Source organism: Gordonibacter sp. An230 (genome assembly GCF_002159915.1).
In the GTDB taxonomy this organism is placed as follows: Bacteria; Actinomycetota; Coriobacteriia; order Coriobacteriales; family Eggerthellaceae; genus Rubneribacter.
Genome location: NZ_NFJP01000014.1, coordinates 40,726 through 62,160, shown reverse-complemented (window position 1 = coordinate 62,160; position 21,435 = coordinate 40,726). Strand labels below are relative to the sequence as shown.

At 61.3% G+C, this 21,435-nt stretch carries 22 protein-coding genes; 15 read left to right on the top strand and 7 right to left on the bottom strand.

Annotated elements, in window-relative coordinates; translation table 11 throughout:
• Positions 1 to 81 precede the first annotated feature (81 nt).
• The gene (locus B5F40_RS09040; protein WP_087194010.1) at positions 82 to 1,338 is read right to left on the bottom strand and encodes a peptidylprolyl isomerase; all 1,257 of its coding nucleotides are present in this window, start codon (positions 1,336 to 1,338) and stop codon (positions 82 to 84) included.
• Positions 1,339 to 1,775: 437 nt separating this feature from the next.
• Complete coding sequence (locus B5F40_RS16250; RefSeq protein WP_162610940.1) at positions 1,776 to 1,925, bottom strand: hypothetical protein; 150 nt, start codon at positions 1,923 to 1,925, stop codon at positions 1,776 to 1,778.
• Positions 1,926 to 2,695: 770 nt separating this feature from the next.
• Here B5F40_RS16250 and B5F40_RS09035 point away from each other — a divergent pair.
• The gene (locus B5F40_RS09035; RefSeq protein WP_087194009.1) at positions 2,696 to 3,034 is read left to right on the top strand and encodes a hypothetical protein; all 339 of its coding nucleotides are present in this window, start codon (positions 2,696 to 2,698) and stop codon (positions 3,032 to 3,034) included.
• A gap of 102 nt (positions 3,035 to 3,136) precedes the next feature.
• Here B5F40_RS09035 and B5F40_RS09030 read toward each other — a convergent pair whose 3' ends face one another.
• From B5F40_RS09030 to B5F40_RS09020, 3 genes are all read right to left on the bottom strand, one after another.
• On the bottom strand, positions 3,137 to 4,402 hold the full coding sequence (locus B5F40_RS09030; RefSeq protein WP_087194008.1) for a tyrosine-type recombinase/integrase: 1,266 nt from the start codon (positions 4,400 to 4,402) through the stop codon (positions 3,137 to 3,139).
• A gap of 5 nt (positions 4,403 to 4,407) precedes the next feature.
• Complete coding sequence (locus tag B5F40_RS09025; protein WP_087194007.1) at positions 4,408 to 4,794, bottom strand: helix-turn-helix domain-containing protein; 387 nt, start codon at positions 4,792 to 4,794, stop codon at positions 4,408 to 4,410.
• An 88-nt stretch (positions 4,795 to 4,882) separates the two neighbouring features.
• Positions 4,883 to 5,647 carry a helix-turn-helix domain-containing protein gene (locus B5F40_RS09020; protein WP_087194006.1) on the bottom strand — a complete coding sequence of 255 codons (765 nt, stop codon included), beginning with the start codon at positions 5,645 to 5,647 and terminating at the stop codon, positions 4,883 to 4,885.
• 288 nt (positions 5,648 to 5,935) lie between these two features.
• On the opposite strand from B5F40_RS09020, the gene B5F40_RS09010 reads away from it, so the two are divergent.
• The 8 genes from B5F40_RS09010 (at position 5,936) to B5F40_RS16830 (ending at position 11,457) form a co-directional block, all read left to right on the top strand.
• Positions 5,936 to 6,145 carry a helix-turn-helix domain-containing protein gene (locus B5F40_RS09010; protein ID WP_087194004.1) on the top strand — a complete coding sequence of 70 codons (210 nt, stop codon included), beginning with the start codon at positions 5,936 to 5,938 and terminating at the stop codon, positions 6,143 to 6,145.
• Entirely contained in the window at positions 6,142 to 6,366 is a 225-nt protein-coding gene (locus B5F40_RS09005) for a helix-turn-helix domain-containing protein (protein WP_087194003.1), read from the top strand. Before B5F40_RS09010 ends, B5F40_RS09005 begins: the two co-directional genes overlap by 4 nt.
• 139 nt (positions 6,367 to 6,505) lie before the next feature.
• Positions 6,506 to 7,594 carry a toprim domain-containing protein gene (locus B5F40_RS09000; protein ID WP_087194002.1) on the top strand — a complete coding sequence of 363 codons (1,089 nt, stop codon included), beginning with the start codon at positions 6,506 to 6,508 and terminating at the stop codon, positions 7,592 to 7,594.
• Between the two features lie 23 nt (positions 7,595 to 7,617).
• Positions 7,618 to 8,892, top strand: a complete 1,275-nt coding sequence (locus tag B5F40_RS08995) for an AAA family ATPase (RefSeq protein WP_162610939.1) — start codon at positions 7,618 to 7,620, stop codon at positions 8,890 to 8,892.
• Positions 8,893 to 9,072: 180 nt separating this feature from the next.
• A complete protein-coding gene (locus B5F40_RS08990; protein ID WP_087194000.1) occupies positions 9,073 to 9,507 on the top strand; it encodes a hypothetical protein in 435 nt (144 codons plus the stop codon).
• Positions 9,508 to 9,614: 107 nt separating this feature from the next.
• Positions 9,615 to 10,049, top strand: a complete 435-nt coding sequence (locus tag B5F40_RS08985) for a hypothetical protein (RefSeq protein WP_087193999.1) — start codon at positions 9,615 to 9,617, stop codon at positions 10,047 to 10,049.
• Positions 10,039 to 11,319, top strand: coding sequence for a PBSX family phage terminase large subunit (locus tag B5F40_RS08980; protein ID WP_087193998.1), 1,281 nt, complete (start codon positions 10,039 to 10,041; stop codon positions 11,317 to 11,319). Before B5F40_RS08985 ends, B5F40_RS08980 begins: the two co-directional genes overlap by 11 nt.
• A gap of 3 nt (positions 11,320 to 11,322) precedes the next feature.
• Positions 11,323 to 11,457: a hypothetical protein gene (locus tag B5F40_RS16830; protein WP_255396413.1), complete on the top strand. Its 135-nt coding sequence runs from the start codon at positions 11,323 to 11,325 to the stop codon at positions 11,455 to 11,457.
• A gap of 11 nt (positions 11,458 to 11,468) precedes the next feature.
• Here B5F40_RS16830 and B5F40_RS08975 read toward each other — a convergent pair whose 3' ends face one another.
• Positions 11,469 to 12,215 (bottom strand): hypothetical protein, encoded by a 747-nt coding sequence (locus B5F40_RS08975; protein WP_140396463.1) that lies wholly within the window; start codon positions 12,213 to 12,215, stop codon positions 11,469 to 11,471.
• A 97-nt stretch (positions 12,216 to 12,312) separates the two neighbouring features.
• Between B5F40_RS08975 and B5F40_RS08970 the strand changes: the two genes are divergently transcribed.
• Complete coding sequence (locus B5F40_RS08970) at positions 12,313 to 13,794, top strand: hypothetical protein (protein WP_087193996.1); 1,482 nt, start codon at positions 12,313 to 12,315, stop codon at positions 13,792 to 13,794.
• Positions 13,795 to 13,799: 5 nt separating this feature from the next.
• Here B5F40_RS08970 and B5F40_RS08965 read toward each other — a convergent pair whose 3' ends face one another.
• A complete protein-coding gene (locus B5F40_RS08965) occupies positions 13,800 to 14,018 on the bottom strand; it encodes a hypothetical protein (protein ID WP_087193995.1) in 219 nt (72 codons plus the stop codon).
• A gap of 109 nt (positions 14,019 to 14,127) precedes the next feature.
• Here B5F40_RS08965 and B5F40_RS08960 point away from each other — a divergent pair, with 109 nt between their 5' ends.
• The 5 genes from B5F40_RS08960 to B5F40_RS08940 all read left to right on the top strand — a co-directional run bounded on the left by B5F40_RS08960 (position 14,128) and on the right by B5F40_RS08940 (position 21,435).
• Complete coding sequence (locus B5F40_RS08960; RefSeq protein WP_140396462.1) at positions 14,128 to 14,448, top strand: hypothetical protein; 321 nt, start codon at positions 14,128 to 14,130, stop codon at positions 14,446 to 14,448.
• A 938-nt stretch (positions 14,449 to 15,386) separates the two neighbouring features.
• Positions 15,387 to 15,590 (top strand): hypothetical protein, encoded by a 204-nt coding sequence (locus B5F40_RS08955; protein ID WP_087193993.1) that lies wholly within the window; start codon positions 15,387 to 15,389, stop codon positions 15,588 to 15,590.
• Positions 15,591 to 15,594: 4 nt separating this feature from the next.
• A complete protein-coding gene (locus B5F40_RS08950) occupies positions 15,595 to 18,846 on the top strand; it encodes a helicase-related protein (RefSeq protein ID WP_087193992.1) in 3,252 nt (1,083 codons plus the stop codon).
• Positions 18,843 to 19,613, top strand: a complete 771-nt coding sequence (locus B5F40_RS08945; RefSeq protein ID WP_087193991.1) for a DUF4391 domain-containing protein — start codon at positions 18,843 to 18,845, stop codon at positions 19,611 to 19,613. Before B5F40_RS08950 ends, B5F40_RS08945 begins: the two co-directional genes overlap by 4 nt.
• On the top strand, positions 19,606 to 21,435 hold the full coding sequence (locus B5F40_RS08940; RefSeq protein WP_087193990.1) for a site-specific DNA-methyltransferase: 1,830 nt from the start codon (positions 19,606 to 19,608) through the stop codon (positions 21,433 to 21,435). Before B5F40_RS08945 ends, B5F40_RS08940 begins: the two co-directional genes overlap by 8 nt.

The window sequence follows — 21,435 nt, the reverse complement described above, 5'->3', positions numbered from 1 at the left end:
TCCTCAACACCTATCGCTCTCTCGCTTGCCACACGCGCCGCCGTTCGTCGGCGCCAATCCGAATATCGGGGCAAACCTGGTCTACTCGCCATCAGCCTCAGCTGCGGAGCCGTCGGGGCGATCCTCCCCGTCTGCCGGCGCTTCGCCGGAGCCGTCGGATGCGCCTGGCTCCGATCCTTGAGACGTCGCTCCCAAAGCACCCGAATCCTCCGGGCCGTCCGTTACTCCTTCGGCCGGAAGCCCCAGGTCCTGTTGCTGATAAGGGCTCATATCGATATCGTAGGGAAGATCCTCGGGCATATCGTTCACCACGATGTCGGCAGCCGCACGGTACTCGTCGAACCATGCGAGGAACGCCGTGTCGGAGTCGGTTGCCGAAAGGGTCATGCGCACGTGATCGACGATTTCGGAGGGTATCCCGTCGAGGGAGGAGACGCCCTCCTCGGGAATGGAAACAATGTCGGTGCACATGATGATGTGAATGCCGTATTGCGAAGTTACCAATCCGCTCACTTCGCCTTCGTTCAAAGCGGACAGCGAATCGGCGTACTCGTCCACGAACGTGGTCAGTACGTCGTAGCCCACGTCGCCGCCTCGCTCGGCCGACACCGCATCGGTCGAGTACTCCTTGGCCGCATCGGCGAAATCAAGTTCACCAGAGGTGATCTTGTCCAGAACCTCCTGCGCCTTTGCCTCATCACCCGGAGCGAACAGAATGTGGCTGGAGCGGCGGGCACCGTCGTATCGCTCGGCGTTTTCCGAAATGCCCTGCGCCACGGCCTCGTCGCTCACATCGGCACCGGGAGCAACTTTCTCTTGCAGCTTCTGGCGCAAAAGCCCGGGCTCAACGATGGTTTCACGGTACGTTTCCTCGGTGAGCCCACTCTGCTCGAGGGCCGACGCCCATGCGTTTTCATCCGTGAAACGCGACTTCGCTTCATCGATTTCCGCGTCGATCTCCGACGCGTCAACGGCCACGTCGCTCTCCTGGGCAGCCTGACGCACCAACAACTCATCGACATAGTAATCGATGACGTCGGCGCGCACGCTCTCGGGAGTCTGTTCGTTAGTCGCCAGCCACTGCCCCCACGACTCCGTGGAATCCAACGCATTGGTGGAGCGGAAAGTGGCCACGTAATCGGTGATCGCTTTTTCGCCTACCGGTTTGCCGTTCACCGTTGCCGCCGTGCCTTGGCTCACATCAGAGATCGCGTCGTCTGCCGAAGTCGATGCGCAGCCCGCAAGGCTCGCGACCAGCACGCCGACCAACGCAGCCGCACATCCCAGCGCAATCGCCCGCATCGGCAACCCCCAGTACCCACCTTCTCGCAAACACATGTGTCAACCTCCAAATATTACAATTTTGAAAAAGTATAAAATTTATTTAATATACACATAAATAAATAGACGACCTGCGATTTCTTTAAGACGAAATTTATTCTAACTTATGCAAATATTTGTGAATACCCCCCTCCCCTGGAAAATGACGGTTTGAAAACAAAATTTCGAAGAAAGGCCACCATTAACGAAGAGACATCGACGAACTGGCCTTTTCACGGCGACGGCCGACAAGGCGCATCGTGCACGCCGCACCCGCTCAGGTCAAGACAGCGTCTCGAAGGAGACGCTGCAGCCCGCTAGGCGCACCCGTGCGGCCGCTCACGGCGCAATGTAAGCGCACGGGGCGCGAAACACCTCAGGAGATGAAAAAGGGCAGGCATTTGGCCTGCCTCCCCTCGGCGAAAAATCGGAATGCGGGAAAGCGCTTCGAGCAATCACTCTTCCGACCCCTTGCGGCGAGCAACGAGAATGCCCATACCGGCCAAAACAACACCGGATGTCGCAGCGACAATGAGCGGGAAGGCGGCGTCACCCATCTGAGCCAGCCCTTCCTCGACCACGCTGGAAATGGCTGTCCCGATCATTTCGCCACCCCCCCCCCAAAAAAAAGAAAGGCAGGTCGCTAACTGAGAAGGACGCAGAACGCCCCTTGCGACGACGTGCTCCGAGGTGATGGGCTATCGGCATGGAAGTGCCAAGCAGTCACCCGATGGCCGTTGTGCGCCGCATCGACCGGTAGAGCGAGCGTTGGCCTTCCGATGCCGTCGCGAACGCAGCCGCCGTCGACAAACATCGAGACGCTCTACGCGCCCGCGAGCGTGCCCGCCCCGATACTGAGAGAGGGCGCGACAGAGTTGTCCGGGTTGGTGTGGAGCATGGCGTTCGCGTCGTCCACGAGCTGAATCGGGAGGAACTCTTCGACCTTCTTTCCGTTGCAGGCATCGAATGCCGGATACCCATCGCCTCCTCAGCAGCCAACGCCGGAAAGGAGACGCGCTTCGTCGTAACGCATGCGAATGCACTCGCGATCCGCGCAAACTCTAAGATACCGCACCTTCTCTCTTGCCGGCTGTCGATTCTTCGTCATATGCAACCCTATTGCCAACCGGAAAACACGAATCAAGGCCGATTTGGAAGAATCTTGCAGCCCCGCTTAAACCCGCAAAATCAAGCGCAGAGCCTACAATCCGCACGACTGCCCTCGAACGCATGCGCAATGGCACCTGATACGGCTCTTTCCGCCTCTTTTCTGTGGAAAAGTAAGATGATTTTGATTACAATTGTACCAACTAGGTATTCCACGCCACGAACCTTAACACTAATCGCAGGCAAATCGCATTATGAGAGGAAGCGCATGAACAAGAGATGGGTGGTTTCCATAGCGGCGACTTCGATGCTGATGCTCAACGGCATTCCCACAGCCGCTTTAGCACAAGCTGCAAGCGACGAGATTCCAAGCGACGCGTCAGCCGGACTTGCATCGGGTGTCGAGAAGGCCCCAGAGAAGGACAGCGGAATCGCAGAACGAGAGGATCGAAGCGAGCTCGGCGACGTAAGCAAAAGCTGGGGTAGTCTTAATTATAAATACGAGTCAGATACTGGGACCCTCATCCTCAGCGGCATATACAACGGGGACAGACCCCTTTGTACACTTGGGATTGTAACTGAATCCCACTTACAACGATGCAGGTAGATGGCTTGTTTCTTGGTTCGGGCCGTCTGCCTGCATCCTTCCAGTAAAGAAAGAATCAAGAATTGTGCCCGCTCCACGCCCGCATCACTTCGCACCATTTTACTACCCTGCCAGCATGTACGCAGCCTGCATGGCGTCCATGGCCTCGCGCTTGGACTCCATGTTGACGTGCGTGTAGATCTTCATCGTGATGTTCGGGTTCTTGTGCCCGGCCAGGCGCATCATCACCGAAGGGTGCACGCCCTGGGCGGCGGCGAGGCTCAGGAACGTGTGGCGCAGCCCGTGCAGCGTCCATCCCTCGAGTCCGTAGTCCTTGCGGTGGCGTGCCCACCAGCGGGAGAGGCTGTCGGGCAGCGGGCGCTCGCCGTCGTCGTCGCAGCAGACGGCCACCTTGCCGTCGACGTCGTAGTACTTGCCGTCGATCTCTACGCAGCCCGCCGGGCGCTCGCTGTCGGTGGAAAGCACGCGGAAGACGAGATCCGGATGGTACTTGATGAGCGAGGGCATGACGGCCTCCTTGCGCCTCATGATCGCGGCGGCCAGCTGCTCGGGCATGGGCAGCAGGCGGAAGCCGGCCTCGGTCTTGGGCTCCTTGAGGCCCGCGTGGTCGTCGGTCGACGCGTGCACATTCACGGTGCCGTTGGCGAAGTCCACGTCGCCCCAGGAGAGGCCCAGCGACTCGCTACGGCGAAGGCCCAGCGTCGCGCAGAGCAGCACGGCGCACTGGAAGCGCTCGGCCGGGTCGAGCGCTGAGATAAGGGCGCTGTAGGCGGCGGCCGTGAGCGATTCCTTCTCCTTGGTGTCCTTCTTGGGCATGGGCACCTTCTCGAGCGGGTTCTCGCCCACGATGCCCTTCTCCTTGGCGCTCTGGAACATGAGGTACGCGCTGAGGTTGATGTTGTAGAGCGTGCGGCCCGACAGAGGCTTGCCGGACAGGCTCTCGCCGGCGCGCAGGTCGATGTAGGCCGCCTCGATGATCTCGGGCGTGATCTCCTGCAGCCTGAGCTCGCCGATGCGGTAGCCCAGGGCCCTGAGCGTGCCGCGCAGGCTGTTTGCCGTGCGCTCCTGGATCTCGCCGGCGGCCACGCGGGTGTCGACGTAGTGCTTGGCGTAGCTGTTGAAGGTCCAGCCGTTTCGCTTGACGAGGTTGCCGCCCTCGATCTGGGCGACGAACGCGCGCAGCTCGCGCTGTGCCTGGGTGTAGGTGCCGTTGAAGTTCTTGGCCTTCTGGCGGTACTTGCCGGTGTGCGGGTCCTTGCCGAGCGACACGACCAGGCGCCACTTGCGGCACTTGCTCTTGGGCTTCTTGCCGTCCTTGCCCTTGTCGAGCTGGTAGATGCTTCCCTTGCCGTTGGTCTTCTCAGCCATACCGATCACCTGCCCTGCTGGGTCGCGATGAGCTGGTCGCGGAAGGCCAGGAACTGCAGGTACTCGTCGAAGCGCTCCTTGCCGCCGTCGCTAAGGGTGCGGTACGCGGCGTTGAGGTCGCGGCCCTCGTCGCCCACGGCCTCGTCGCGGCCCACGACCGCGTCGATGGAGCAGTGGAGCTTGTCTGCGATGGCCCACGCGGCGCGAAGCGGGATGCCGCTGTCGGGGTCTGCGAGGGTGCGCTCGTAGCGCGAGTAGGTGGTCGCGGGGATGCCGAGCACGGCCGCGAAGTCCCTGCTGCTGCGGTAGCCCGCCGCCTTGCGGAGCTCCGCCAAGGGGGAATTAGTGCGGACAGGCGCCTGGGCGCTGTCCATGCGGGTGTTGGATGCCATATAATGACACCGTCCTTTCTAGCTGCGATCTAGTTGGACACCGGCCCTGCAGGTGTGCCACCACTTGCGGGGCCAATTTGGTTTGCGCTTACGGCATTTGCAGCACCGAATAGAACACGCTTCCGTGCTCTTCCTCCGGGTGCATCCTGTCATAGGCTGCCATGACCTTCTCCGTCACCTCCTTTACGCTTCCTTCAAACGCCTCGTCATGGTCGAGGGCAACGTGGACAAGGTAGTACTCAAGCGCCATGTCGTAGTCTGGGTCGCCGATCTCGGCGGTGACGTCCTCGATGGGCTCGTTATACTCTCCGGTGCTCTTCATGCGAGCGATTTCCTTCTTTGCGAAACGCTGGGCGCTCTTGTAGCGCGATTCCTCGACCTTCTCTTCCACGAGTGCGGCAATGCCGTCGCGCATCATCCATGGCTGTTCGAATACCACGAAGTCATCTGGGTCCATGCGGTTGAGGATTGCCTGGGTGAACATGCGCTCGTACAGCATCGCCAGGCGTTCGTACTTCTTGTCGTCTGCGTCCTGTGCGCTCTTCTTTGCACGCTCCTCCTTCATCGCGACGAACTCCTTGAATTCATCGAAGAGAGCCTTGCCTTCACGTGAGAGCCCATCGTAGAACTCCTGCAGTTCATTGCGACCAGCTGTAACTTGTTCTCGGCCCACGACCTCGTCGATGGAGCAGTCAAGCAGGTCTGCCATGGCCCACGCGTGCTTGAGCGGAATCGTCTCAGGGTCGCGGTCGTAGCGGGACATGCTGGACGTCGCGATGCCCAGCGCGTCGGCGAACTCTCGGGCGCTGCGGTAGCCCTTCTCCTGCCTCAGGTCCTTGATGCTCTTCGCCATTTCCTAGTCCTCCCAATGTGTACGTTCTGTGGTGGAGCGGTGCGACTCGTCGGGTGAACGGTTCAACACTACGCAACGAATCATACCACCATGCAACGAAACAGACAATGCTCTTGGGTCAATATTACCACATTTATCAATTCATGTTAGCCGTGGTGGGATTTCTTGTGCTACTCTATGGCCCGCCGACGCATCAGAGCGAATCGGAGTTCCACGGTGAGCACCGGAACGACCGACTGGGGCGGCGGCACGCAGCTAGAAAGGACCGTTTCGACGAAAGGAAGAACCATGGGTAACAAGTTCGACGACCTGCCACTGTTCCTGACACCGCAGCAGCTGGCGCAGGTGACCGGAGAGCACGTGAACTCGATCCGGCGCGGCATCCTCGAGGGCCGCATCCCCGCAGACAAGGTGAACGGGCGCTGGCGCATCTGCCGCGACGCCGTCTTCGCGAACACCAAGGAGGGCCTTCTCTTCGGCGAGAAGGTGGACCAGTGAGCGAGCGCACGCTGCGCATAGGGCGGATCTGCGAGAAGCGGGGCACCCAGGCGATGATCGCGAGGAAGACGGGCATTTCCCGGCCTGCCGTGTCGCGCATCGTGCGGGGCCTGGAGCCGCCCTACCCGAAACGGGGACGCGCCATAGCCGCAGCCGTGGGCTGGGCTGGCGACTGGCGCGAGCTCTTCGAGGAATGCGACGAGGAGGGAGGCCAGATGTGACGGCCTTTAACAAGTGGCGACCCACAGCCGGAATCTTGGCGGATAGCAGGCTGCGGGCCACCGATGGTCAGAGCGTTGCGCTCTGTGCGAGGGATTATAGACCTTGCGGCAACTTCCCCAAAACGAGGGAGGTGCGCCGATGATCACCGAAACCGACAAGGAGGCGCTGCGGGCTTCGATGCCCGAGGTGCTCGAGATCCTGTTCGGCATAACGGACCTGCGCCGGTCGTTCCGCTGCCCGCTGCCGGACCATGACGACCGCGACCCGTCGGCGCACTACTACGCCAACGACAACACCGTGCACTGCTTCGGCTGCGGCAAGACGTTCGACGTCTTCAAGCTCATGGAGCTGCTCTACGGCATCACGGGCTTCGCCGAGCAGGCGCGCAAGGTCGCCGAGATCGTCGGGTACCGACTCGACGAGGATGACGGGCCGCGAAAGCCGAGACAGAGGCCAAAGCGCAAGCCCCGGCCGCTGTTCGACCCTCCTCGCGAGGCGGGCGGCGCCGACTGCGCAGAGGCGTGCGGCACCGCGTTCGGCCAGCTCTACTGCGCAGAGAACGACATCGGCCGGCGCTACCTGCGCTGGCGCGGCTTGGACGACGGCGACGCCGCCACCTTCGGGCTGGGATTCACGCGCGACCCGCGCGAGATCATGCCTGAGTTCCGCGTTTACGAGCCCAAGGCATTCGGCTTCATCACGATACCGTTCTGGAACCAGGACTTCTCGACGGCCAACTACTGCATGGTGCGCACCGTCTGCAGGCCCGGCGACGCGCGGAACAAGGAGTGGCGGCCGCGCGGGATTGCGACGCCGCTCTGGTGCGAGTGGCTCCTGTCAGCCTCGGCCGAGCAGGTCTACGTGACCGAGGGGCTTATCGACGCGATGGCGCTGGCGAAGATCACCGGCGGCGACACGATGGCCCTGGGAGGCGTGTCGAACGCCAAGCGCCTGGCGCAGGTGCTCCATGCGACGCCTCCTGACCTTCGACCCAAGAAGATCACCGTGGCCATGGACGAGGACGACGAGGGGCGAAGGACCCGCGACAGGATCTGCCACGACCTCGACATGCTCAAGGTTCCCCATGCCGTGATGCCGCCGTACCCGAACGGCGCCAAGGACGCCGACGAGTACCTCATGGCCATGCGCGGCAAGGAGTGGGACTTCGAGCAGAGGGACCCCTCGATCACGACCGGTTACAAGCTGTGGTACACGAGGTGGCGCTGATGGGCGTGAGCAAGGAAGCATACATGCACGACGTGGAGGCCGCGAACGACGCGGCCTCCGTCGTCTCCGAGGATATTGCGGCAACAAACGGACCTTCGCGCCTGCCCGCATTCGAGCAGGCCATCGTCATCCCCGCCGAGCTGCCCGAGATGCCGGCCGAGATCGTGGAGGGCGTGCTGCTGGAGACGCACAAGATGCTTCTTACCGGGCCCTCCAAGGCGAACAAGACGTGGGGCCTCATCAACCTGGCTGTGAGCGTGGCGACCGGCGGATGGTGGATCGACTTCAAATGCGCACAGCGCAAGGTGCTCTACATCGACCTGGAGACCGACCACCGCACGCTGCAGAAGCGCATCTCCACCGTGAGCATCGCCAAGAGCGCCGACGCGAAGGTCGTGCGGGAGAACCTGACCGTGTGGCCCCTGCGCGGCAAGAGCTGCGGCCTGGAGGAGATCACGGCCGAGCTCTTCTGCCGCTGCAAGGCCGGCGACTTCGGCATGGTCATCATCGACCCGGCCTACATGGTCCAGGACGGCGACGAGAACAACGCCAAGGACATCCGAGAGTTCTTCGCCAAGCTCGACGAGATCTGCGTGAACCTGGGCTGCACCGTGGTCATCAGCCACCACCACAGCAAGGGCGCGCAGGGATTGAAGTCCGCCATCGACCGTGGCAGCGGCTCCGGCGTGTTCGGGCGTGCGCCCGACGCGGTGCTCGACATGACCGAGCTCGTGTTGGAGCCGGGCACGCTGGAGATGGCGCGGCAGTCGTACAAGCTCGCCGAGACGCAGCACCTGACCGGCTGGCGCATGAGCTTCACGCTGCGAGAGTTCCCGCCCAAGGCGCCGCTCGACCTTTGGTTCACCTTCCCGCTGCACACCATGGACTCAACCGGGTTGCTCGAGGACTGCAAGCCCAACTACGGCGGCGTGTCCGAGGCCAGGAAGCTGCGCACCGAGGCCGAGAACCTTGGCAAGGTCACCTCCCTGGATGCCGTGTGCGAGAAGCTGATCGGAGACGGCACCGAGTGCTTCCGCGACGAGGTGATGGCGGCGCTCAACTGGTCAGCGCCCACCGTGAACCGCTGGGTTGACCAGTCGACGCGCTTCATGCGCATAAGCGGCGGCGGGGCGACGAAGGCGACGATCGTGCGCAGGCCCGCGAATGATGCGGCAACTTCGGCCGCGTCGGGTGCGCCTGCCTCCTCCGGCACGACCTCGAATGATGCGGCAACTTCGGGCCCGTCGGGGTCTGGCTCCGCACAGGACGAAGGGGGCCAGGATGCGCTTCCGCTCTGACCCCCTAAAGCCCCAAATTTTGGGTTTAGACCCCCCACTAAAAAGCCTTATATATAGGAATCTTTTTAGAGAGGGGGATGAGGGTTGGGGACGAGGCGCCCCAACCCCTCAACCCCGCTCTCTCTCGGCGAGGCTTGGACCCCGAAAAGCCTTTTCGACCCCCTTTTGGGGGTGCCGCAGATGAGCGCGAAGGAATGGCGCGAGTGGACCACGCGGGAGATAGACGTGATGCGGGCCAACGGGCACCTGGGCGTGGAGGCCGTGCACGATGCCTTGCTGCGCGAGTGCGGCACCGACAGATCTACGCGCTCCATCGAGAGCCAGGCGAGCCGGTGCCACGTGAGCCTGCGCGTGCAGCAGGTGTGCCCCGAGTGCGGGGTCGTGGGCGTGCGCCTGAACAGGCAGAGCGGGCTTTGCCCCAAGTGCACCGAGCTCATGCACCTGAACGAGGAGCTGGCCTTCAACGAGGTGCTGCAGGCCGAGCGCGAGGAGAAGGCCGACGATGCCGACGTGGCCGCGATACGGCGCGAGCGCGACCGGATGCGGCAGAGGAACAGCCGGCTTTGCAGGAAGTACGGCTTGAAGTCCAGGCGGGACCGCAGGGACGACAAGTGACGCGAGGGTGAAAGGGTGCAAAGGCCGAAAGCTTTTCACCCTTTCACCCCTTTGTATGCCAGTTTGTGACGCGAAGGCACCATGCCACCTTGAGGAGGTGGCTGACCATGCCCGCGAAGTTGAAGCTTACATACGCGCTCGTGGAGCAGATCGTCGAGCTCAAGCGCGACGGACTGTGCGACGCGGACATCATCGCCGCGATCGGCGTGCACCAGGCGACGTTCTACCGCTGGCTCAAGGAGGGCGAGAACGCAAAGACCGGAGTGAAACGCGCGTTATACGAAGAACTAAAAAAGGCCGAGGCGCAGTACAAGAGATGCCTGCTCACGACCATCAAGTCGGCGGCGGAGTCTCGCGCCCAGTACTGGACGGCGGCCGCCTGGCTGCTCGAGCGCAAGTACCCCATGGAGTACGGCAAGATGGAGCGCAAGGCCGAGGAGGCCGACAACGCGCCGGTGCAGCTCACTCTTGGCTTGGTGATCGAGCCCATGGCCGACGACTCCGACGGCGAGGCCGGGGACGGTGACGCGAATGGCGACTAACGTCTCCGACTTCGTCATCCCGCGCTTCCACCCGGTGCTCGGCGACGTGATGGCCCATGGCCACACGCACTACTGGCTGCCGGGCGGGCGCGGGTCGACCAAGAGCTCGTTCATCTCGATAGCAATCGTCCTTCTCATCATTGCCAACCCGAAGGCGAACGCGGTGGTGGTGAGGCGTTTCTCCAACACCTTGCGCGATTCCGTCTACCAGCAGATCCAGTGGGCGATCGAGGTGCTCGGCCTGGAGGGCGTCTTCCGCTGCCGCGTTTCTCCCATGGAAATCACGTACACCCCTACCGGGCAGCGCATCGTGTTCCGCGGGGCGGACGATCCTCTCAAGCTCAAGGGCGTGAAGTTCACCAAGGGCTATTGCTCGGTGGTGTGGTTCGAGGAGTTGGACCAGTTCGAGGGCGTGGAGGCTGTTCGCTCCATCCTCAACTCTTTGCGCCGTGGCGGCGACCGCTTCTGGATCTTCTATTCCTACAACCCGCCGAAGACTATGTGGAGCTGGGTGAACGTGGAGCGCCTGGAGCGTGTGAGGCGTGACGACACCCTTGTGCGTGGTAGCTCTTATCTCGACGTGATAGAGACGCACCCCGACTGGCTGGGCGCACCCTTTGTCGAGGAAGCCGAATACCTGCGCGACACGAACGAGCAGGCATGGCGTTGGGAGTACCTGGGCGAGATCACCGGCACTGGCGGCGCCATCTTCGATAACGTGCACGAGGCGAAGCTTTCCGACTCTCGCATCCGCACCTTCCAACGTATTCGCAATGGCGTGGACTGGGGCTGGTTCCCTGATCCCTGGCGCTTTGTCCGCTGTGCCTGGGAGCCTGATGCGCGGCGCCTTCTCGTCTTCGAGGAGCATTCCGCGAACAAGATGATGCCGGCAGAGACGGGCAGGATCGTAGTGGATTCTCTCACCTTCCCGGACGAACAGGGCGCGGAGGCATACTTCCACGACCAGATCGTCTACTGCGACGACACGCCTGATAGCAAGGTGCAGATGAACGTGTGGAGACGCGAGCTCGGCATCCGCGTGCATGCGGCCAGGAAGGCCAGGATGAGGCGCTTGTCTTACGAGTGGCTGGCGGGGCTGCGCGAGATCGTGATTGACCCGGAGCGATGCCCCTTGACCTTCTCCGAATTCACCTTGAAGGAGTTCGAGAAGGACAAGGAGGGCAACTGGATCGACGAGATCCCGGACGGCAATGACCATTCCATAGACGCTGTTCGCTATGCCATGATGGACGACGTATTGCGAGGTTAGGCAATGGCTTTTCTCATCGTTCTTCTCGCCATTCTTATTGCCGTTGGCATCTGTGCTCTTCTCGCCATAATCGAGCTCATGCGGCTGCTGGCGTGCGCCTTGGTGACGTTGGCTCTTCTCGCCCTTATTGGCGCCTAAGCGATTGCGTGCTAGAGCTGGCGGAAGTGATCGCCCCAGGAGGTTGAGAGCATGTCCTGCACGCTCTTCTCGACCATTTCCCTATGCCTTGGCTGGACGATGAACATGTAGTAGCGCTGCGAGACCTTCTCGAACTTCAATGCAAGGCCAGAAGCACCGGGGAGGTCTTCTCTTCTCAACAGCGCCTTTAGCTGATCCGTGTAGAAGGGGTCCTTTCGCCTTGCCTTGTGCTGGTAGTAGACGACCGTGGAGCCCTGGGCGTAGTACCTGGCGAGCTCTTCGGGCAGCACGTACTTGTTCTCCTTCGGCCTTCCCTTGGCAGATGGAACGACCAGGCCGTTGTCGGGATCCACGCACACGATGTCTTTTCTGGCCATGACGTCGAGAGACTTTGCGAACCACTCGGCCCGACGCTCGATCCTTTTCGCCTTCCTCATTCCCCTGAAATCAAGGCAGTCAGAGAAGAACGTGGCCTGCAGGATGCCGTCATTCTCCATGTAGCGCACTTCTCGGTGCTTTCCATCGACGATAGCCTTGAGGCCAAGCCAGAGGTCTGGATCGCATGCGCGGTATTCGTCCTGGTGAAGGTAGTCAACGTGGCGGCCGTCGCTATTGTGCGTCTCGTCTGGCGTGAGGTACCAGTTGAGCCCTATCGAGAAGCCTGCCGACTGCAGAGCCCTAAGGAGGCCAAGCTTGCTGTAGTCGCCAATGTCGCCCGTGTACCTGTTCTGCATGTTCTCCCCGGCTTCTCTTCTCAAACCGAAAGCTCTTCTCGGCATTTTAAGGCACGTGGGTGTTTGTGACGCGGGCGGATGCTTCACCTGACCTTATCGGCCGGACTATCGGAGGTGACGCATGGGCGCTAATGGTCTCGATGAATACTGGGTGCCGGAGCACGTGAAGGATTACTTGCGCAAGCTTGGGTTTGTCCTTCCCCTGGATGACATGGAGCCCTGGATACGTAGCTGGGATGACTGGATGTCAGCCAGGGGCGAGTTTTACGACTATAGGGACAAGGACGGCATGGGGCGCGTGTACGCTGTTCACCGTCGGTCTATTCACCCTGCCATGCGCGTTTGCAAGGAATGGGGCTCTCTTCTCCTCAACGAGGAAGTGAAGGTGGTCTGTGAGAACCAGAAGGCCACCGACTGGATCAACTCGTTCTTCTCTTCCACGAACTTCATGAACGCGGCGCAGGCCACCGTGGTACGTGCCTTCGGGCTCGGCACTGGTGCCTGGGCGCTTTGGATTGACCTGGGCAAGCGGAAGGTCCGTATTCGCCATTACGACGCTCGCATGGTCATTCCCCTGAGCTGGGATGAGGACGGCATCAGCGAATGCGCCTTCGTCACGCGTGCCTTCTATCGTGGCAAGGCCGTGGACCAGCTGCAGATGCACCTCAAGGGCGGCATGGTCTTCTCGCCTGACTTTTCTTCACCTTCCACACCTTCACCTGAATACGCGGAAGGTCTTCTCGCCAATGAAAGCGAGGAGACGTACCGGATCGTCACCGTGTGCTTCGACCATGAGGGTAACGAGCTCGCGCCGGTGGGTATTCTCCCCATATACGACACGGGCTGCCCTTTCCCCACCTTCGGCATCGTCAAGCCAGCAGTCACGAATACCAGGGTGGATATGAGTCCCTACGGACAGAGCGTCTTCGCGGACGCGGTGGATGCGGTGCAAGCCGTGGACCTCACCTTCGACGCGCTCATCAACGAGATTGACCTGAGCAAGATGCGTGTCTTTCTTAGCGATGTTCTCTTCGACCGTGAGGCCGATGGCAACAAGAACGTCACCATCCCCTTCGGAAAGCAGGACTGCACCGTCTTCCGCAAGGTCATGTCGACGGAAGACACCATCCAAGAATTCGCGCCGGCGCTCCGCACGAGCGGGCAGATCGAGGCCTTCCGCGTTGCCCTACAGATGCTCGGCGACCTCACGGGCTTCGGCATCAACTACTTCGACATGGACGACTCGCGCGGGTACGTGAAGACGGCCACGGAGGTCAGTAGCGATAACTCGGCCCTGATGCGCAACATCCGCAGGCATGAGAACAGCCTGGAAGACGCGATCGTCTCGATAGCCAGGGCGGCCATGCACGTGTCGCGTGGCTTTGGTGAGTCCATTCCCAATGAGGGCGAGACGAGGATCCAATTTGATGACTCCATCATCCAGGACACGGCCGCCGAGAAGGAACAGGACATGAAGGAAGTGGGCGTCACCATGGGCGCATGGGAGTATCGCATGCGCTGGTATGGAGAAGAGGAAAGCGTGGCACGCGCCAGGGCGGCCGAGATCGGTGCTGGCAGTATCGGGGATGGTGAAAAGCAGTGAGGGCCCTACTCGGCCTCGAGCTCGATCCTCTCGCTGTCCCTCACGAGCTCGACCCTGTAGCCGCACGCCTGGGCGATCTGCACGAGCGTGTCGGTGCGCGGGTAGCTCCCACGGCTTATGAGGGCGGAGAGGTACATCCTGGACTTACCAAGCGCCTGGGAGGCGCCCACGACGCCCTTGCCGCTCTGCTCGCACATGTGCTTTATCGCCTCGGTGATCCTCATTCTTCCTCCCTGCCCGTGGGGGTTTACCAGAACAGTCTATCCCAGCTGGCAGGGATTAGCAATATGTAATCTCTATGAAGGCATGATTAGCACTTGATAATACCTACCCATGGGCTTACTATATTATCAGTTGCTAATCTCTATCGTAAAGGAGGACGCCATGACCGCCACCATCACCAAGGAAGCAACCGCCTGGAAGCTCCCCGACCTGGACACCGTCTACCACTGCGAGGAGCTCGGCCCCATGACCCTGGGCCAGATGCTTGACGGCGTGGACCCGGACCTGGTGCCCTCCGACCAGACCATGTACGAGGACCTGCTCTGGGCCTTCGGAGCCTGGGACACGCTGGAGCAGATGAACGCTGCGATGGCCACGCGCGTGTACGTGGCGGAGCCTGACGGCACGGTGGGGTTCCGCCTGGTGAAGTAGCCACGCGGGCACGCACAACGGCATACGAGCTCTCCGGGGACGGCCTGCGGGCCGTCTCCTGCTGTCTGGGCCCGGGATCCGTCACGGCCGACCCGGGCACGGTGACCGCCGCTGCCGCCGTCTCTGCCGCCGACGGTGCGCACAAGCCACGCAAGCGCACGACCCCAAAGCGGTAGCGCCATGGGCAGGGGTGCCGTGGGGCGCGCGAGGGAGGGACTGCCATGCGGGCAGCGGGCGGCCCGATAACCTTGCAGGCGCTGGCGCACAGGGGGCCGTGGGCGTGGGCGGCTGAGCCCGCAGCGCTGAACAGACCGGCGCAAGCCGGGCTGTGAAGCGCCGTGGCGAAGACGCACGCGCCCACGGCCCCCTGTGTGCCAGCGCAGGCCGGGAGCGTGGACGGCGGCCGTGGCTGAGCGCCGCCCGACGAACAGACCCGCGAAGCGGGGCTGTGAGGCGGAGCGCGAAGACACGGACGACGGCCACGCTCCCGGCCGTCCCCGGTTGACTCGCATGCCGCCCGCTGCCCGCATGGCAGGCCCGACCCGCGCCCCACGGCACCCCTGCCCATGGCGCGGCCCAACCCTCGATGAGCCCGCGCTTGCGTGGCTTGTGCGCACGGCCCGGCGGCAGATAAATTCTGCGTCGTGACGCTCACGGTCTCGGTGGCGATCAGCAACGGTTCGGTCGCAGGTTCATCGTTTGGCAGACGGTCGCGGTCTCGGCGTGCGCGTTCTTCTCATTCGCCACGGTCTTCTCTCTATCCGTATGCACTTCTTACTTTCCGCTTACGGTCTTCTCGCTAACGGTTTCGTTCACCTGCGAGTCATTCTGCTGCGTTCCTCTTCCTTCTTAGCTGCCAGCTAATCTCAGTACTGTTGCGGTCTGTTAGAATGTGATGCGTTGTGTATTTACATCGGCGTTACTTGGTAGGGATGCTTATGAAGTATTCGGAGCTGCTCGATTCCGGCGCCTCCACGTCAGAGCTGCAGGCGTATCTTGTCGATTCCGAGCTGGTCACGGTCACCCTTCGGCTTCCGCGCACCATGCGGGAATCTGCAAAGGAGTACGCCAACCTCAACGGCCTCACGTTTACCTCCCTCGTGAAGCAATGCCTCATCGAGAAGCTTACGAAGAAGGACTGACGCCATGGAATACCTCGACAACACGGGGCGGCAGCGCCTCGGCGACGCCCTCAGGGATTCCATCGACGACGGCGCGAAGCTTTCCATAATCGCGTCGTACTTCACGGTCTTCGCGTTCGGCGAGCTCAAGGACGAACTCTCGAAGGTCGACGAGCTGCGGTTCATCTTCGACGAGCCGACCTTCGCCAAGCAGATGGAGTCCGAGAAGGACCCGCGCGAGTTCGTCGTGCGCCGGCGGTCCCGCGAGAAGGGCGTCGGCGGCACGGGCCTGGAGCTGACGCTGCGCAACAACTTGAACCAGCGAGCGCTCGCAAGGCAGTGCGCCGAGTGGGCGCGACAGCGCGCCACCTTCAAGACGGCCAAGCAGCGCGGCATGATCGCCACGACCGGCAGCTACCACGTGGATAACCCGAATGCGGAGTCGCACGCCTTCATGGGTAGCGCGGCCAACGCCTTCACCTTGGAAGGCCTCGGCTACGAGCGCAAGCCCGGCGTCGTGACCGGCATTAGCCACTTCCAGACGTCGGCCGAGGCGATGGGCCTCAAGGCCATGTTCGACTCGGTCTGGGACAACCCAGCGCTCGTGGAGGACGTGACCGAGGAAGTCATCGAGCAGGTTTCCACGCTCTACCGCGAGAACTCGCCCGAGTTCGTGTACTTCCTGACGCTCTACCACCTGTTCCGCGACTTCATGGAGGACGAGACCGAGGACCCGATACGGCCGGGACTCCGCTTCGAGGAGTCGGTCGTGTGGGGTAAGCTCTACGACTTCCAGCGCGACGCCGTGGTGGGCGCCATCCGCAAGCTGGAGAAGTATAAGGGCTGCATCATCGCCGACTCGGTGGGCCTGGGCAAGACCTACGAGGCGCTGGCGATCATCAAGTACTACGAGGAGCGCAACGGCCGCGTGCTCGTGCTCTGCCCGAAGCGTCTGCGCGACAACTGGACGCTCTGGACGCGCGGCAACGACGAGCGCAACCCGCTCGCGGACGACCGCTTCGCATACGATGTGCTGAACCACACCGACCTGTCGCGCTACTCCGGCATGAGCGGCGACATCGACCTGGAGTACCTTCGCTGGGGCAACTACGACCTCCTGGTCATCGACGAGAGCCACAACTTCCGCAACAAGAGCACCGACGCCGAGAAGACCGACCGCTACACGCGCCTCATCGACGACGTGATCCGGGCAGGCGTGCGCACCAAGGTGCTGATGCTCTCGGCCACGCCGGTGAACAACAAGCTGCTCGACCTGCGCAACCAGATCGAGCTCATAACCGAGGGCGACGACGAGTACCTCGCCGAGACGGACGGCATCCCATCCATCACGCAGGTGACGCGCGTTGCCCAGCAGAGATTCAACGAGTGGAGCAAGCTAGACGACAGCGAGCGCACGACCGAGAGCTTCGTGAACGCGGTGAACGCCGACTACTTCAAGCTGCTCGACGTGCTGACCATCGCACGCTCCCGCAAGCACATCACCAAGTACTACGGCGCCGCGTCCGGCACGTTCCCGACGAGGCGACCGCCCATATCGTTCCAGACGCCCATTGACGCCAGGGGCGAGCTGCCGCCGATCGCTGAGCTCAACGACATGATCGCCCAGCTGACGTTCGCCCAGTACCAGGTGCTCAGCTACGTGCGCTACGACCAGCAGAGGAAGTACGAGGACCGCTACGGCGACACGTGGGGCAAGGACTTCCAGAGCCAGGTGAACCGCACGACCGCCGTGGCCAACCTGATGCGCGTGAACGTGCTCAAGCGCATGGAGTCGTCCGTGAACAGCTTCCGCATCACGCTGCGGCGCATCCTGGACGGCTGCGTGGACCTGCGGGGCCGCCTGGACAACGTGGGCGCGAGCGTGAACTACGACATGCGCGGCACCGACACCGAGTTCGACGACGACGATGACGCCGAGGAGTTCGTGGCCGGCGGCAGGGTGCACGTTGACCTGCGCGACGTGGACGCGCTGCGCCTGCGACAGGACCTGGACTACGACATCGAGAAGCTGCGCCTGCTTCTCAGCTACGCCGACGCGGTGACGCCCGAGCGCGACGCAAAACTCATAAGGCTGCGCGAGTACATAGCCGAGAAGGTGACGAACCCATACAACCCGGGCAACCGCAAGATCCTCGTGTTCAGCGCGTTCGCGGACACGACTGACTACCTCTTCGACCAGCTGGCCGGGCCGCTCAAGCGCGAGCTCGGGCTGGAGTGCGCCGAGGTGAACGGCGGGGCCAACCGCACCTACTCGCTCAAGCTGAGGCGCACGACGTTCGAGGCGATACTAGCGCACTTCTCCCCGAAGTCGAAGGAGCTCTCGGAACGCGACCGCAACGCCGGCGAGATCGACATCGTCTTTGCCACTGACTGCATATCCGAGGGCCAGAACCTGCAGGACTGCGACTGCCTGGTGAACTACGACATCCACTGGAACCCGGTGCGCATCATCCAGCGCTTCGGGCGCATCGACCGCCTGGGCAGCGAGAACAAGGAGATCCAGCTCGTGAACTTCTGGCCGGACATCGCGCTCGACGAGTACATCCAGCTGGAGGGCCGCGTGAAGGGCCGCATGGTGCTCATGGACGCGAGCGCCACCGGCGAGGAAAACGTGCTGGAGTCCAAGGCGGCCGGCGAGATGAACGACCTCAAGTACCGCCGCCAGCAGCTCGAGCAGCTGCGCACCGAGGTGCTGGACCTGGAGGACATATCGGGCGGCATATCCATCACCGACTTCGCCTTCGACGACTTCCGCGTGGAGTTGCAGCGCTACGCCAAGGATAACCCCGGCTTGCTGGAGACGTCGCCTGTTGGCCTTCACGCCATTGCGCCCATACCCGACGAGCTAAAGGGCGAGGTGAGGCCCGGCGTGATCTTCTGCCTCAAGCAGAACGACGAGCGGAAGGACCCAAAGGACACCAACCCGACCTTCCCGTACTACGTTGTCTACGTGACCGACGACGGGGCGAGGATGACCAAGCACACGCAGCCCAAGCCTGCACTGGACCTAATGCGGGCGGCGTGTAGCGGACAACACGAGCCCCTGCTCGACCTATGCAAGACATTCAATGCAGAGACGAGGGACGGGCTTCGCATGGACGCCTACACCGACCTGCTCGACGACGTTGTGGCCGCCATAACCGGCGTGCAGGAGACCAAGGGCATGGAGTCGCTGTTCAGCCTGGGCGAGGTGGGCAGCGGCGTGACCCTGGGCTTCAACGACTACTCGCTCCTGTCCTTCTTGGTGCTGCGATGAGCACGCGGTGGAACGACATATTCCAGCTGCCCGAGACGGCGCTGGCCGGAAACAAGCGCGTGCCCAAGACGATGCTCGTAGCTCAAGCCGCGCTCACCAAGCACGAGCAGAAGACGCTCGACAAGATTAGGAGGCTCGAGCACTTCGCAACGGCAACCAAGGCGACGACGAGGATGCTGCCGCGCGTTGACGACGAGCGAGACATCCAAAGCGTCATATACCTGCGCTGCGAGATGGCGGGGACGTCACAGGCTGTGGCCGAGGTGGCACACCTCGTGCACAAGTGCTTCCCGAACCCGACCGTGATCATGCAGGACGTGGGCGACAAGACGTGCGTGTCCGTCTCGCTCACCCGCAAGAGCTATGCTGAGCGCGGCGCCACCGTGATGGAGGCCATTGAGTCGACCGGGCTCTTCGACCCGCGGGCGCCCGAGTGGCAACCCTTCCTGGACGCAATCGCCTATCCGATGCTGCCGCAGGGCGACCTCTACGAATACCTGAGCGCTATGGCAAGCGACGTGATGCTCTCCCGCGCTATCGACGCACTGGGCTTCTATCCCCAAGCACGCGCCGGAGACCATGAACGAATTCTTGTCCTAGTGAACCGTTACGATGTGGTGCGAAGTGAGGTGCGTCAACTCTACGAACAGAAGCGAGCGCCCGACGTGACCCTGAATGAATCCGCCAAGCTTCGGATACGCATAAGAAAGGCCGAGAACCAGCAGGACGCGATTCTCAACGAGATAAAGGAGCTATGCAATGGCTGAGTTCGAGAAGATGAACCTTGCATCTGCCAACCTGGTGGCAGAACGCATCGAACAGCTGAAACAGCTGCTGCCCGAGGTCGCCACCGAAGGTGGCATAGACTTCGACAAGCTGCGCCTGGTATTGGGCGACGAAGTTGACGAAGGCAACGAGCGGTACGCTTTCACCTGGCCCGGCAAGACCGATGCCATCCGCCAGAGTCAGACCCCTAGCATGGCAACGCTGCGTCCCTGTCCTGAAGAAAGCGTGGATTGGGATGAGACCGAGAATCTCTGCATTGAAGGCGACAATCTAGAAGTTCTTAAACTTCTACAGCATTCATACCATGGCCGCATTAAGTGTATATTTATTGATCCCCCATATAATACTGGTACGGATTTCATATATCCAGACAGCTTTGGCGACACAATTGAACATTACCGTGAACAGCTGAATCTAGGGAAACAATCAAACGCTGATACCAGCGGGCGCTTTCATGCAAACTGGTGCTCGCTCTTATATCCGAGGCTTCGACTTGCTCGAGAACTCCTGTCAGAAGATGGCGTAATACTGATAACCATTGACCATGTTGAGTTTGCGAACCTAAAGAAGCTCTGCGACGAAATCTTTGGAGAAAACTGCTTTGCAGCTCATCTTGCATGGCGATCTAGCGATAGCAGCAACAACAATGCTCTCTCTTTTTCTGAAGATTTCAACGATGTGCTTGTATACTGCCGCACACCAGGCTGGAGGCCAAACTTCCTTAATGACCCCGAGAAAAGAAAGCACTACAAGAATCCCGATAACGACCCGAGGGGCCCATATTATGACGGCGGTGATGTAAGCAATCCTGGAGTACGTCCTAATCTTCAATTTGACATCACTACACCCAGCGGCAATGTGATTAAGCATCCAGCAAACGGGTGGCGTTGGTCACGCGAGCGCATGGACGAAATGTTCAAAACGGGTGAGCTACGTTTTTCGCCTGACGAAACCCGCGTAATAAAGAGGCGTTATTTGGCGGATATGAAAGGACTACCGCCATCGACATTGTTGATTGACCTGAATAAAACAGGACATACGCGTGCAGCCAAATATGAACTAAAAGCACTGTTCCCCGAACTACCCGTTGCAGACCTTTTCAGCACCCCAAAGCCAACGGCTCTTATGAAGTATCTGCTTGAGCTTGTTGTCGACCGCGATTGCATAGTCATGGATTTCTTTGCTGGATCAGGAGCGACTGCCGATGCGGTTATGAAATTCAATACCGAATCGCAATTTTGTGTTAGCTGTATCTCTGTCCAAATACCCGAACCAGTCGGTGATGGCAACAACGCATTCAACAGCATATTCGACATGTGTAGGGAGCGGATTAAACGAGCTGGGGAGCAAATATCAGCACGCAGGACAGATAATCTCCAATTGCCTATTGACGGTACTTCGGAAAGAGAGGTAGACACCGGCTTCCGCGTACTCAAGCTAGACGAAAGCGGCATCGAGCGCCCGAAACCCGGAGAGCTGCTGCTCGACGTGGTGAAGCCCGACCGCAGCGACGAGGACATCATCTTCGAGATGATGCTCAAGTGGGGCCTCGAGCTCACCCTCCCCATCGAGAAGGTGGAGGCGGCGGGCTACCCCTGCTACTCCGTCGCCTATGGCGAGCTCGTCTGCTGCTTGGCCGATGGCCTGAACATGCAAGTGCTTGACGCAATAGCCGACATGGAGCCAAGGCGCGTGCTTATGCTCGACCGTATCCTCGACGACACCACCAAGCTCAACGCCGTGCAGGCGTTCAAGCGCGTGGAGGAGAAGACTGGCCGCGAGGTCGAGCTGAGGACGGTGTAG

Excerpts from the sequence above, each read along its gene's own strand:
- B5F40_RS09040 (WP_087194010.1), bottom strand. The coding sequence starts at position 1,338 with ATGTGTTTGCGAGAAGGTGGGTACTGGGGGTTGCCGATGCGGGCGATT.
- B5F40_RS16250 (WP_162610940.1), bottom strand. The coding sequence starts at position 1,925 with ATGATCGGGACAGCCATTTCCAGCGTGGTCGAGGAAGGGCTGGCTCAG.
- B5F40_RS09035 (WP_087194009.1), top strand. The coding sequence starts at position 2,696 with ATGAACAAGAGATGGGTGGTTTCCATAGCGGCGACTTCGATGCTGATG.
- B5F40_RS09030 (WP_087194008.1), bottom strand. The coding sequence starts at position 4,402 with ATGGCTGAGAAGACCAACGGCAAGGGAAGCATCTACCAGCTCGACAAG.
- B5F40_RS09025 (WP_087194007.1), bottom strand. The coding sequence starts at position 4,794 with ATGGCATCCAACACCCGCATGGACAGCGCCCAGGCGCCTGTCCGCACT.
- B5F40_RS09020 (WP_087194006.1), bottom strand. The coding sequence starts at position 5,647 with ATGGCGAAGAGCATCAAGGACCTGAGGCAGGAGAAGGGCTACCGCAGC.
- B5F40_RS09010 (WP_087194004.1), top strand. The coding sequence starts at position 5,936 with ATGGGTAACAAGTTCGACGACCTGCCACTGTTCCTGACACCGCAGCAG.
- B5F40_RS09000 (WP_087194002.1), top strand. The coding sequence starts at position 6,506 with ATGATCACCGAAACCGACAAGGAGGCGCTGCGGGCTTCGATGCCCGAG.
- B5F40_RS08995 (WP_162610939.1), top strand. The coding sequence starts at position 7,618 with ATGCACGACGTGGAGGCCGCGAACGACGCGGCCTCCGTCGTCTCCGAG.
- B5F40_RS08990 (WP_087194000.1), top strand. The coding sequence starts at position 9,073 with ATGAGCGCGAAGGAATGGCGCGAGTGGACCACGCGGGAGATAGACGTG.
- B5F40_RS08985 (WP_087193999.1), top strand. The coding sequence starts at position 9,615 with ATGCCCGCGAAGTTGAAGCTTACATACGCGCTCGTGGAGCAGATCGTC.
- B5F40_RS08980 (WP_087193998.1), top strand. The coding sequence starts at position 10,039 with ATGGCGACTAACGTCTCCGACTTCGTCATCCCGCGCTTCCACCCGGTG.
- B5F40_RS16830 (WP_255396413.1), top strand. The coding sequence starts at position 11,323 with ATGGCTTTTCTCATCGTTCTTCTCGCCATTCTTATTGCCGTTGGCATC.
- B5F40_RS08970 (WP_087193996.1), top strand. The coding sequence starts at position 12,313 with ATGGGCGCTAATGGTCTCGATGAATACTGGGTGCCGGAGCACGTGAAG.
- B5F40_RS08965 (WP_087193995.1), bottom strand. The coding sequence starts at position 14,018 with ATGAGGATCACCGAGGCGATAAAGCACATGTGCGAGCAGAGCGGCAAG.
- B5F40_RS08960 (WP_140396462.1), top strand. The coding sequence starts at position 14,128 with ATGGGCTTACTATATTATCAGTTGCTAATCTCTATCGTAAAGGAGGAC.
- B5F40_RS08955 (WP_087193993.1), top strand. The coding sequence starts at position 15,387 with ATGAAGTATTCGGAGCTGCTCGATTCCGGCGCCTCCACGTCAGAGCTG.
- B5F40_RS08950 (WP_087193992.1), top strand. The coding sequence starts at position 15,595 with ATGGAATACCTCGACAACACGGGGCGGCAGCGCCTCGGCGACGCCCTC.
- B5F40_RS08945 (WP_087193991.1), top strand. The coding sequence starts at position 18,843 with ATGAGCACGCGGTGGAACGACATATTCCAGCTGCCCGAGACGGCGCTG.
- B5F40_RS08940 (WP_087193990.1), top strand. The coding sequence starts at position 19,606 with ATGGCTGAGTTCGAGAAGATGAACCTTGCATCTGCCAACCTGGTGGCA.